The following is a 12342-nucleotide window of genomic DNA, read 5'->3' as shown; positions in this document are numbered from 1 at the left end:
TTACTTAAATGCTGCTTTTTTGTGTTTCGCAAACTTATACCAACCTGCATAAATCTTTGAGCAATTTAACGAATTAAATTGCACTATAACGTCGTTAAAAATTTTTTATTTAGAACAACTCGATACAAAAACTTTTGCCTAGTTCTAGCGTAATTTTCTTAACGTTAAATAGACCCCATATATAAGCAGATTGGTATTACTTTTTAGCTAATAAAGTAAGCTTACCCAATGTAACTATTGCTTGCTCAATTTGCGCGTTCCATTGCACACCATAACTTAATCTTACGCAGCTTTTATATTTATTAGAGGCCGAAAAAACAAGCCCAGGGGTAATACTAATACCAACCTCAAGCGCAAGTAAAAACAATGTTTGGCTATCGTACTCGCCACCTAAATCTAGCCACATAACGCAGCCTCCTTTTGGATCGCTTATACGTGTATTTTTTGGCATAGCTTGTTGTAAGCACCATCGCATACGCTCTTTATTATCGCGCAAGCGTTGCCTAAGTACTTTTAAATTTCGGTCGTACTCGCCGCTGGCAATAAATTCAGATAACGTCCATTGGTTTATTAACGAAGCAGAGCAACTTAATGCTCTTTTATATCGCCTTGCTTGCGTTGCAAATTTACCGGCAACGACCCAACCCACACGATAGCTAGGCGCTGCGGTTTTAGAAAAAGATGAGCAACTAATCACTAATCCTTTTTTAGAGTACGCTAAAGCAGGTGTGCCTCGTTTTGCCGTAAAATATAAATCGCCATATACGTCATCTTCAATAAGCACTACGTCATGACTTTCAAGTAGCTCCACCAGCTGCTGTCTGTTTGTATCAGGCATAAAGCTGCCCACAGGGTTACTAATTGCAGTCGAGAATAAACACGCTTTTATATCATGCTCATTTAAAGCGCGTTCCAAATCACTTAACCAAATACCATTATCTGGGCACAGTGGTATTTCGAGCGCTTTAAGCCCTAGGCTTTCTATTAACTCGATAATCCCGTGATAGCAAGGCGTCTCAATGGCAACTACATCGCCTGGCTTTGTCACACACTTAAGTGCAATAGCCATGGCTTCTTGCGCACCATTGGTGATCACAAGCTCGTCCATATTTATGCCAATACCAAAATCTAAATAGCGATGCACCAATTGCTTTTTCAGCGGTACAAACCCATCTGTTGGTCCATAGTTAATAGCTTTACTGCCCGCAATTGTCATTACACGGCGCATGTTTCTGGCGAGTGCTTTATCGGTGGGTGCAGCAGCAATTGGATTAGCGATACCAAAAGGAACTACATTAGCTTGATGAATCGCACTGTATACCTGCTCTATTAAGGCTTGTTTATTTACCACAACAGGTTCGCGACTTAATTTAACTCGCTTAGGTAAATTATGCGCCATGCTAACGACTTTTAAAAAATACCCTGATTTTTCACGTGCCTCTACTAACCCCTGATCTTCAAGTGTTTGATAAGCTTGCTTCACTGTCGGAATACTAATGTTTAAGTTATCTGCCATTTTACGCAGTGATGGAAGTTTTTCGCCAGGAAGTAAAACCTGCTGGGCGCTCATATCTCTGATCAACTGAATAACTTGCTGATATAGAAACTCATGCCCCTGGCTATTTTTTTGTCTTATCATCACGCATCCAAATCTGTATAGGTTACATTTTTACTTTTCTGTATATGGTAAGTATACAGACAGGTCTTAAAATAGCCATTCAATCGGGCTTTGGAGAGTAACCATGAAAAGTGCAGCGCTATACATTACAACCGTTTTAATTTGGGGTTCTACTTGGTTAGCCATCGAATTTCAGCTAGGTGATATTGCGGTAGAGCTATCGTTATTTTATCGCTTTGCTATTGCAGCACTTTTAATGTGGTTATATGTAGCGTACAAAAAACCGGATATGCGCTTTTCATTAATCGATCATGGCTTTTTTGCTTTGTTGGCTATTTGTAATTTTGCCTTAAATTACTTAATGCTTTACTGGGCACAAAATTACTTAACCTCCGCTATGACCTCTATCGCCTTTTCACTATTGCTGGTTATGAACATAGTTAACACTCGACTATTTTTTGGTAAACCTATCTCAAAACGAATTTATACCGGTGCCGCACTCGCTGTATTAGGTATTACGTGTCTGTTTTGGCCACAGTTACAGCAGTTCGACTTAAGTAACGGTGCATTGGTCGGGTTACTACTTGCCCTTGGTGGCACCTTTGTGGCTTCATTGGGCAACATGATAAGCGTTCGTAATTCTCGTAAGCAAATTGGCGTATTGCAGGGCAATGCATGGGGCATGTTATATAGTGCTATAGGCTTAGCTTTATATGTATTAATGAACGATGTGCAATTTAGTTTAAACGCCCCAACTAGCTACTGGTTATCATTACTTTATTTATCAATATTTGGCACAGTAATCGCTTTTGGTTGTTACTTTGCACTACTAAAAAATATAGGCCCTGAAAAAGCCAGCTACGTTATTGTTTTATTCCCATTAGTGGCAGTAACACTGAGTAGCTTTTTTGAAGGCTTTGAATGGCACGCAAATACCTTTGCAGGGTTTAGCTTAGTGCTATTAGGTAACGCCATTGTGCTTACCCCAACAAAACGAATTAACGCCTTTTTAGCTAATAGAGCAATAGCTAAAAGTGGCTCCGTCCCCAGTTAGACGCGTTATTAACGCAACTAACGCAAAAGCGCCTACTTTACTGAAGGCGCTTTTTTATTGGCATATGAAAAAGTAAGGCCTGTCCATACACACTAACAACTGCAGGAGTTTTACCTATCAGCTCACCATCTGCTTCAATCAATAACCCTTCAGTTTTTATGGAAGCTGTATTTAAGCGACTATAGGTAAGGTTTTTTATATACTCATGACGCTTAAAAAATAACTTAATAAAGCTTATTACATTATAAAAAAGCCCACCCGATCGCATTTGATAACACTCAAGCTGGCCATCAGTTAAATCTGCTTTTGGCGCTATTTTTAGCCCGCCACCAAAGTACTTATGATTAGCAAATACAGTAATTAAATTTTGATACTGCCGAGCATCGTTATTAAACGTACCTTGTAACTGCTGAGCTTGATAATAAAATAGCTCTTTAATGCTCGTCCAACTGTAATCAAAAGATGAAAAACTAGCTTTATCGTTAATAGTTTTAATCACATGAGCATCAAATCCTACCCCTGCAATATTAATAAAATAGCGGCTATTAATTTTTCCTATATCAATGGCTGTCGGTGTATTAAATAATGCCTTTCGCCAATCATCTTCTTTGCAATTAAACCCTCTGGAGAAATCGTTACCTGTACCGCAAGGTAATAATGCTAACGAACAGCTGCTCCCTATTAGTGCATTAACCGCCAAGTTCAATGTACCATCGCCACCTAGTGCAACTACTTTGGGAAATTTACTCAGTAACAACCTTATTTGAGCGCAGTCATCGTCAAAGCTTCCCGTTGTAGTAAATATACAATAAGAAAAGCTGCGTTTTTTACAGATATTTTTAAGCCATGCCAATGATTTTTGGCTCTGTTTTTTGATACTTGGTTTAATAATTATAAGTAGTGACAAGCTTTTGTTTCCAGCAATGTATTTTAGAGTGAGATAACAAACGTTTAATTAAATTTTTTTAATCTGAATAAATAATCAAAAAACATTGTATAAAATGCATAAAAATAAATTAAAAAACCAAAAACCCCAACATCAAAGGGGTTAAAACCAACCGTCATATAAATAGCTATGCAAAAACAGTAATGCAACTTACTGAATCGCATATTAATAAAATCAATTCAGATTAGTTTAACTAATCCCTCAGGCTCAATTTTTATCGTTGTATTTTTAATCAAACAACGTGCAAAATGCACGCGATTTCAACAGATACGACCGGAGCAAAATAATGAAACCAATTAATACATTAAATCAAACAGCAGTAGCGCAAGTAGCCGTTAAACCAACTAACCGTAAAGCAAGAATGTTAGCTAAACTTAACACGATTGGTAAAAGACTAGCACTTAGCGGTGCAGCTCAATATAAATAATCACCCAACCATGATTATTTTTCGGTGCAGCGAACACTCAACCACTAAATGAAGTCACTTATTTAGCTCCCATTGTTTGCTGCAACCTATTTATTTTATTAAAAATTGCCTTAATTTCCCCTTATTTACAAAAAAAACCTCATTTACGTATATTTTTTAGGCAAACAGTCATTTTGCTATTTACACAGCGGTATCACCTAAGTATTATTCTGCGTCACGGAGAGATGGCAGAGTGGTCGAATGCACCGGTCTTGAAAACCGGCATGGGTTTATAGCCCATCTAGGGTTCAAATCCCTATCTCTCCACCATATTTTAATTGGTGGATTTTTTTATTCCATCAATACAACCGGTTATGCGTTGGAGAGGTGTCCGAGTGGCCGAAGGAGCTCCCCTGCTAAGGGAGTATAGAGTTTGTAGCTCTATCGAGGGTTCGAATCCCTCCCTCTCCACCATACTTAATTTAAACCACTTAATTGTGGTTTTTTTGTGCCTAAAATTTAACACCGATACTAAATTGGGAGGGTGAGAACCCTCGACATGGTTCGACAAAATGTCTGGAATATTTTAGGCCGCTGCAAGCGTCGCGTAGCGATTGATTACATGGATGTAAGCAAGTCTATCCCTCCCTCTGGACCATACGTAATTTAAACCACTTGATTGTGGTTTTTTGTGCCTAAAATTTATAAAAACTAAACAAATTGTGCCTAGTAATAACTTAGGGCATTATTAACACAACTTTAGCCACTTTTAGGTTTAGCTATGATCCGGTTCATATTGCTATCATTTTGCGCGGCAGCACCATTTTTTACCTTGGCACAAAGTACAACAGTGTATAAGTGTGTAATTAAGGGCGTTCCTACCTTTAGCCAAACGCCTTGCGCTAAAGATGCACAAGTTATTACTCTAAAAGATATAAATGTAATTGAAGCATATAAAAGCTCTACGCCCGGTAAAGGTATTACCGATACCTCTGTTGATGACTACTTAGAGGTTCAGCAAATAGAGCGTGAAATAAAGCGCCTTGAGCTATCTATTGAACAAAGCCAAAAAGAATACGCAGCTAAAAAACAACAAATAGATTATATGACCCAAGATAAGGCCAATCGTTTAGGCGCTTCGTCTATTGCTGATGCTATCGCAACTAAAACAAATTCATTAAAACAAGCCTACGACGCATCAATTAGTCAAACGCAGCAAAAAATAGAGTCATTAAAGCAAAGAAAGCAGCAGCTTAGCCAAAACCCTTAAGCGCTCGTTTTACTATAGAAATAAATTGCGCAACGTCTTCTTGAGTATTATAAATATGTGGCGATACTCGTATTCCAAATTTGCGAGCATCTACACTGACTTTCGCTTTATTAAGCTCTGTAAGTACATGGTCTTGCTGCTTGTTAAAAAACAAAATAACAGTCCCGCTGCATTTATCACCACTCATAGGTGATACAACATATTCGCTTAGTTGCTCATGAATAAGCGTAAGCATCGCTAAGTTATGCACCCTTACCTTGTGAGCTGTTAGCTCTGCAAAGTAGGTAATACTATTTGCGGCAATAATATAAGGCGCTACAGAAGGGGTGCCACCCCAAAACTTGAGCGCACTGGCGTTATATTCAAAGTGGTTAATATCGAACTCAAATGGATTTTGATGCGAAAACCAACCCACATCTTTAGGCTCACAATACTCTATTTGATTTTTGTTAACCCATAAATAAGCTGCACCTGGGCCACCACATAACCATTTAACGCTCGAGCCAATCATAAAGTCCGCATCGAGCACGCTTAAATCAAGCGGTATAACACCCGCTGACTGAGCAACATCAACTATTGATAAACTATTGGTAAATTTACTTATAGCTACAATATCGTACACAGGCGCCTGTACACCTGTATTTGAATATACATGACTTATAAAAACTAAATCGATGTCGGCGGTTATATAACGCTGCCAAACACTAATATCAGTTAGGTTTTCGTGCTCAGGTATAAATATGATTTGCGCGCACTTTGGCAACGCTTTTTGCATTGCAAAACCCATACTCGGAAAATCACTTTGCGCCATAAGCACTTTACAATTTTTTTGCTGTAGCCGTGGATGCGACATAAGCAATTTTGTTAAGCCACTTGATAAATTAACCTGAGGACAAAACTGCGAACTAGGCGCATTAAATAACTTACCAAGCGCGGTAGTAAATTGCTCAACTGCGGGCAGCCATTGTTGCCAAGGTTCTTTATTTGAGCTCTCCCACGGTAAAAAGTAGTGCTGTGCTAAATATTGCTGCGTATTTTTAAGAGGACGCCCTACCGAGTGGTTTAGTAAATAACAGCCATCAGCCATACAAAAATCATTTTTAAGCATGCTATTTAACCCATTCTTTAAGTGTATTTAGATCGTCAAAACGTGTTTTTATATCGTCGCGTTTGGCACTGGCTCGCCTATCTCTTAATTTTTCGAGCGAATCAAGTAACACATTAAGCGGCGGACCACTTGCTGTTACCTTGCTCATATGCTGCTGTTGCATATTTTTTGAAGGCTGAGCAATAAACTTTTCAACCAGTTGATTATGATGACCGACTGCGGTGTCGCCATGTAATTTACACACTTGGATAAATAACGTTGCGTGGCTTTTAAACCAATCTGTATTTTTATATTGCTCTGCTTGTAAAAAGTCATCCATAAAGCTTTGCATACGCATGGCTTCTCGCAGGATTTGTTGATCCTCTGGCATCATATATAAAAACTTATCCACCAGCATTTGCGAGTAACTAGGCTCGTTTGCACTACACAGCCCTAACAGCATATCAATCACGTTAATACCTGCAAAGTCACCAGCATTTGCCCCTCTGTAAACCTCTTTACCTACACGGTACGGTTTATAATAAGGGCGAACGCAGTTAAAAAAGCGATCTGTATCGAGCTCAGAATAAAGTGCATTGTTTGACTCAATTACATCTATAAGCGCTTGTTTAGCTACTTTTAATAACTCACCACACAAGGGATGTGAAATACCTAACGGCAATATTTTTAATAATGCATCACTTGCCCGTTTGTAGGCCAAAATGCCTTGGGTGTTGTAATCAATAAATAGCTTTTCATCAGGTAAATTAGTAAATCGTTTATAAATACCGTTAAGTGCTTTGTTATGAGTAGTTAAGTGGGCGGTAGCAAAACGAGGGGTTACGCCAATGGATGCGCCTATATGCATAGCAAGCGCTGAGGCTTCTATTAGCGGTGAAGTAGTTTCTCTGCTTGGCTCAGTAATTTCATGGCGCCTACACGCTGCCATAAATAATCCTACGTTACCGAGTAAGTCAAAAGCGCTATCAAAGCCTTGATCTGTGTTTCCCTCGGCTAATAAATTGCTAATTAATACGTTGCCTTCCTTTTCTAATTGTTGCTTTAAGGCCTCGCCTACCCCTTCTACATTTGCTTTATCGGTTTGCTGCCAATAAAGCTGCTCTAATTCACTATTTAAAGTGACAAACTCAGTTCGTATCCAGTGATCGAAAATAGCGGTATGTGTGTTCATTGTTGTGCTCTATTATTTTTATAGTTAAATGCTAACAGAGTTCAATGAGGGTAAAACGCCAAAAAAATTAGTAAAAACTGCAATACTTAGCAATAATCACTACAAATATAAAAATAATTAATAAAAGCCGACAACTATGTTAGATAAAAAAGACCAGCAATTACTCATTGCACTGCAAAGCCAAGCTCGTATGTCGGTTTCAGATTTAGCTGGCAGTATTAACCTATCGGATACACCTTGTTTAAGGCGTATAAAAAAGTTAGAGCAAGAAAACATTATTACCGGCTACCACGCTGCCATAAACCCTAAAGCACTTAATCTTAATGTATTGGTATATGCGTTTGTACGATTAAGCCAAAACTCGGTCAGTGCTGCAGAGCAATTTGAGCAACATGTAGAAAAATTACCACATGTATTAGAGTGTTGTGTAATATCAGGAAGCTATGATTATTTATTAAAAATCATTGCACATGATCTTGAGAGCTACGAAACGTTTGTGAAACATCAACTAGGTGGCTTAAGCTGTATCGCAAATATAGAATCAACAGTTGTGCTTAAACAATCATTTAGCAAAAAACAGTTACCTTTATAAAAATAACCAAAATAACTTACTGTTAGCTATACTGATATTTCAAAACGACAATAATAATTGCTTGGACCTTATGTGAAAAATTTTAACTCTAAAAATCATTCCATTATTTTTTACATCATGTTTGCTTTAGCATATTTTTTAGTCGGCATAGCACTCACTAAACTTGCTTTTAACTCGCAAATAATTCCAATTTGGTTACCTGCCGGCATAGCACTAGTCGGTTGTTATATTTGGTGGTGGCGCTTTATCCCGCCTTTATTTGTAGCTGCAATTGCATTTAATCTAAATATTTTTGACAGTTCTGCTCATGAGCTAGTCCTGGTCGGTAACTCATTTAACGAGGCTATGTATATCGCCTTTGGTGTTGTTATACAGGCAATGGTCGGCGCAGCTCTTTTAAAGTATTGGCTTGGGCACCCGCTGCGCTTTAAAAAGCGCAAGAATATAATTTACTTTATCCTTGTCATAGCAATATTGGTCAGCTTAATTTCGGCTAACTTTGGCGTATTTGCCTTAAGCCAATTCAACTCGGTTTACAGTGTTGATAATCATTGGAAGAATGTTACTTACTGGTGGCTTGGTGATACATTAGGAGTATTAATTGCGACTCCGCTTTTACTTTCTTTATTACCACAAAAGTCTAATCAACATAATATATCGGCGTTTCCGACAATTGCAGTATGCTCTATTTTATTTTTATCAGTCGCGGTAACAACGCAGTTATACGATCAAGAAAATCGTATAAACACTATTAAAATTGCTGAACGTGAAGTCCATGTTATAGAAAACAGCCTTTATAGATATACAAATCGTAGTATTATTGCAGTGCAGAGCCTAGCAAGTCAGGTACAGTCATCTCCCATGCTAAGCCAGCAAGATTTTTATTCTTATGCTAGCCAGTTACTAACTCAGCACGCATTTATTAACGCCTTATCGTGGAACGCAAAAATACCTCAAGATCAACGCGACGTCTTTGCCCAAGAAATATCAAACATTTATCATTTAGATATTGATGTAGTAGGTGAGCCTCTTGAAAGTAGCGATCCCCTTGTGATAGTAAAATACATAGCTCCTTTTAATGGTAATCAAAAAGCTATTGGCTTTAATGTATTTTCAAACCCTGATCGAAAAAGCTCTCTGCTTAACCCCGCTATAAAGTACATGCCAGTAGGAACTAAAATAATTCAGTTAGTGCAAACCAAACAACCTAAACCAGCCTATTTATTATTTGCCCCTGTGTACTCCCAGCATAGTGATGAAAAAACAATTAAAGGCTATGCCACTGGTGTATTTTTAGTGCGTAGTATTATTGAGCAGGCAATTTCTAAAGAACAGTCTGATATGTTTTCGATTGGTATATACGAAGATACAAACACTCCGCCGTTTTATAGTAATTACTCTCAAAATGTTCAGCAAGCTAAAGGCAGCCGCTTAATGTCGTTTGATGTGGACTTTGCAGGGCAAAAATGGATTGTAAAACTAGCCCTTAAAGAAAGCTTTTTAACACAACATAATAGTCAACTAACTTTATTATTACTCATACTTCAAGTTGCCGTATGTTCTTTAATTTTAATGGTTTTACTGCTGTTTAATCAGCAACAAATCGCACTTACACGTCAAGTTGCAGAGCGTACTCACTCACTCGCACAAGCAAAGAAGCAGTCCGATTTAGCTAATCAGGCTAAAAGCCAATTTTTAGCGAATATGAGCCACGAAATACGAACACCATTAAACGCCGTTATTGGTTTTTCTTCACTTGCTAGAGAAACAGACAATGCAAATACACTCATTGGCTATTTAGATAAAATAAACTCAGCATCTAAAAGCTTATTAAACTTAATTAATGACATTCTTGATATATCAAAAATAGAATCCCAAAAGTTAGTTATTGAATCTATTGCATTCGACTTAGGTGCTTTAATAACACGTATAAACAACATGTTTGAGCAAAGCGCAGTTAACAAAGGTATTAAATGGCAAGTTAATTCAAAGCTACCTGTTGATACCTGGTTTATTGGTGATCCTATGCGAATTGAGCAAATATTACTTAATTTATGTAGCAACGCGATTAAATTTACAAGCCAAGGCAGCGTTACTTTAAACATAGAAACAGAGTTTACCGCCGCCAATAAAGTACAGCTAGTTATAACCGTTAGTGATACCGGCATAGGTATAAAACCAAGCCAACATAAAAAATTATTTAACGCATTTACCCAAGCGGATAGTTCTACCTCAAGGCAGTTTGGTGGTACAGGCCTTGGCTTAACCATAGCGAAAGAGTTAAGCCAATTAATGGGGGCTGATATAACACTTAAAAGTGAAGTAAATAAAGGCTCTACTTTTACATTTTCAATGCGATTAGAAACAACAGAACCTAAAAAAGAACATGTTATTGCATTTGATAATACTAATATTGCTTCGCTAGATATTTTGGTCGCAGAAGACAACCCGGTAAATCAAATGGTTATTAAAGCGATGCTTGGCTCATTAGGAATTGTGCCGTATATAGTAGAAAATGGCGAACTGGCCGTTGATATAGTTAAAAAGCAGCATTTTGACTTAGTGCTTATGGATTGCCAAATGCCTGTAATGGATGGCTATAGAGCAACGGCACTGATCCGCCAGTTTAAAACTGAACAAGAGCTCCCGATTATTGCTTTAACTGCCGACGTTATGCCAGAGGATAAAGCACATGCACAAGCAGTTGGATTTAACCAGCATCTTGCAAAACCGCTTGAACTCATTAAGCTAACCGAGTGTCTTGTCCAATATGCAGAAGTTAATGAACAATAGTGGTTTAATTTTAAGAGTAGTTTTAAGAGTCGCTTTTGGTATTGTTTTAAGTGTTTTTTCGCATACAGCTGTCGCTCAAAACTGTATCTCGCAGGCGAGCGACTTTAAATTTATAACAAAAAGTAAGCAACAAGGCTTATTACGCTTTGAAAAAGAGCACAACCACCAGCGCTTTAATTACCACGCACTTTTACCATTTAACGATTACTTAGATTTTGCATATAAACATATAAATAAAACCAATCCACGTGCAGATATGCCATGCCCTGTTATTACACAAACGTACCAGCAATTAGTAACACAAGGTACGCGAAAACCTGACCCTACTATTGCAGATATTATTGCCCCTTTTGAGCTTACGCATCCAAACAGCAATAAAGTTGCACTACTAATTCACGGGCTAACTGACTCACCCTTTACGTATCACGATTTAGCACAAGTGTATTATCAACAAGGCTATACTGTGCGTACTATTTTATTACCAGGACATGGAAGCGCCGCAAGTGCATTACTCAATGTAGAGGTTAGCCAATGGCAACAGGCAATAAAATACGGTATTAAACGCTCGGTGCAAGACTTTGATGAGGTGATACTCGCAGGTTACTCTACCGGTGCAGCGTTACTTATTGATTACGCAACCAAGCACACTGTTTCACCCAAAATTAAAGCGCTTATGCTTTATTCGCCAGGCTCCGAGCCACATAATAAGTACGGCTGGATAGCAAAGTGGATTGATGACATACCCTTTGTTAATTGGATAGATAAAGACGCTGATGTAGACTTTGCTAAGTATGAATCATTTCCTTTAAATGCAGCTGCCGCGTCGTACGATGCAATGTCACTTGCAAGCGTAAGTAGCTTAAACAAACGCTCTGCACTTAAATTACCTATTTTTAGTGTACTTAGCGATATTGATACCACGATAGATACGCGTGCCACGCTAAAATTATTAAGTGCGTTACACAAAGATAATTCAGTAAAATATAAGCCGCTCGATACTTTAGTGCTTTATGGAAGCACTGATATTTTACCGCCAGACTTTGCTAGTGACTACACAGTAAATAACCCGCAATGCACATCGCCTCAGTGTAAAAAAGTTCATGGTATGTCGCATATTGCTATTGTTAACTCACCGCAAAATCCACATTATGGGATTAACGCAACCTATCGTAATTGTGGCAGCTTTATTAACGACGAGTCCCTGTACAAAACATGTAAAACAACAAAAAATCCACAACTAGGAGAGCGTACAAGCGCCAACTTAAAACACTATCCGGCTTTACAACGCTTAACTTATAATCCTCATTTTACCGAGCTTAAAAAGCAAATTAGTACGTTTATTAAAAACGTAGAACAGCTTAGAACAACTACAAGGTAAGTAGTC

Annotated in this window: 10 protein-coding genes and 2 tRNA genes; 8 read left to right on the top strand and 4 right to left on the bottom strand. The window is 38.1% G+C overall.

Annotated features, from left to right (window positions below; genetic code table 11):
* Positions 1–196: 196 nt before the first annotated feature.
* A complete protein-coding gene (locus H5092_RS19065) occupies positions 197–1639 on the bottom strand; it encodes a PLP-dependent aminotransferase family protein (protein WP_182725039.1) in 1443 nt (480 codons plus the stop codon).
* Between the two features lie 103 nt (positions 1640–1742).
* On the opposite strand from H5092_RS19065, the gene H5092_RS19060 reads away from it, so the two are divergent.
* Positions 1743–2672 carry a DMT family transporter gene (locus H5092_RS19060; RefSeq protein WP_182696294.1) on the top strand — a complete coding sequence of 310 codons (930 nt, stop codon included), beginning with the start codon at positions 1743–1745 and terminating at the stop codon, positions 2670–2672.
* Positions 2673–2709: 37 nt separating this feature from the next.
* Here H5092_RS19060 and H5092_RS19055 read toward each other — a convergent pair whose 3' ends face one another.
* Entirely contained in the window at positions 2710–3579 is an 870-nt protein-coding gene (locus tag H5092_RS19055; RefSeq protein ID WP_182734590.1) for a diacylglycerol kinase family protein, read from the bottom strand.
* A gap of 325 nt (positions 3580–3904) precedes the next feature.
* Here H5092_RS19055 and H5092_RS19050 point away from each other — a divergent pair, with 325 nt between their 5' ends.
* The 4 genes from H5092_RS19050 (at position 3905) to H5092_RS19035 (ending at position 5294) form a co-directional block, all read left to right on the top strand.
* Complete coding sequence (locus tag H5092_RS19050) at positions 3905–4045, top strand: hypothetical protein (RefSeq protein WP_164487637.1); 141 nt, start codon at positions 3905–3907, stop codon at positions 4043–4045.
* Positions 4046–4263: 218 nt separating this feature from the next.
* Positions 4264–4354: transfer RNA gene (locus tag H5092_RS19045), tRNA-Ser, on the top strand.
* 51 nt (positions 4355–4405) lie between these two features.
* A tRNA-Ser gene (locus tag H5092_RS19040) sits at positions 4406–4498 on the top strand.
* A gap of 307 nt (positions 4499–4805) precedes the next feature.
* Positions 4806–5294: an RNA-binding protein gene (locus H5092_RS19035; RefSeq protein ID WP_024597153.1), complete on the top strand. Its 489-nt coding sequence runs from the start codon at positions 4806–4808 to the stop codon at positions 5292–5294.
* Here H5092_RS19035 and H5092_RS19030 read toward each other — a convergent pair.
* Both H5092_RS19030 and H5092_RS19025 read right to left on the bottom strand, forming a co-directional pair.
* A complete protein-coding gene (locus H5092_RS19030; RefSeq protein WP_182716503.1) occupies positions 5278–6402 on the bottom strand; it encodes an aminotransferase class V-fold PLP-dependent enzyme in 1125 nt (374 codons plus the stop codon). The two genes, H5092_RS19035 and H5092_RS19030, sit on opposite strands and share 17 nt — an antisense overlap.
* Position 6403: 1 nt before the next feature.
* Complete coding sequence (locus H5092_RS19025; RefSeq protein WP_182734588.1) at positions 6404–7573, bottom strand: monodechloroaminopyrrolnitrin synthase PrnB family protein; 1170 nt, start codon at positions 7571–7573, stop codon at positions 6404–6406.
* 136 nt (positions 7574–7709) lie between these two features.
* Here H5092_RS19025 and H5092_RS19020 point away from each other — a divergent pair, with 136 nt between their 5' ends.
* The 3 genes from H5092_RS19020 (at position 7710) to H5092_RS19010 (ending at position 12336) form a co-directional block, all read left to right on the top strand.
* Positions 7710–8165: an Lrp/AsnC family transcriptional regulator gene (locus tag H5092_RS19020; RefSeq protein WP_024604725.1), complete on the top strand. Its 456-nt coding sequence runs from the start codon at positions 7710–7712 to the stop codon at positions 8163–8165.
* 72 nt (positions 8166–8237) lie between these two features.
* A complete protein-coding gene (locus H5092_RS19015; protein WP_182716505.1) occupies positions 8238–10958 on the top strand; it encodes an ATP-binding protein in 2721 nt (906 codons plus the stop codon).
* Positions 10948–12336, top strand: a complete 1389-nt coding sequence (locus H5092_RS19010; protein ID WP_182734585.1) for a carboxylesterase — start codon at positions 10948–10950, stop codon at positions 12334–12336. The genes H5092_RS19015 and H5092_RS19010 overlap by 11 nt, the downstream gene beginning before the upstream one ends.
* The last annotated feature ends 6 nt before the right edge of the window (positions 12337–12342 follow it).

It is taken from the genome of Pseudoalteromonas sp. SR41-7 (assembly GCF_014163935.1).
GTDB classification, from domain to species: domain Bacteria; phylum Pseudomonadota; class Gammaproteobacteria; order Enterobacterales; family Alteromonadaceae; genus Pseudoalteromonas; species Pseudoalteromonas distincta.
Note: the sequence above shows the minus strand (reverse complement) of the source record. Positions and strands in the feature narration are given on the sequence as shown.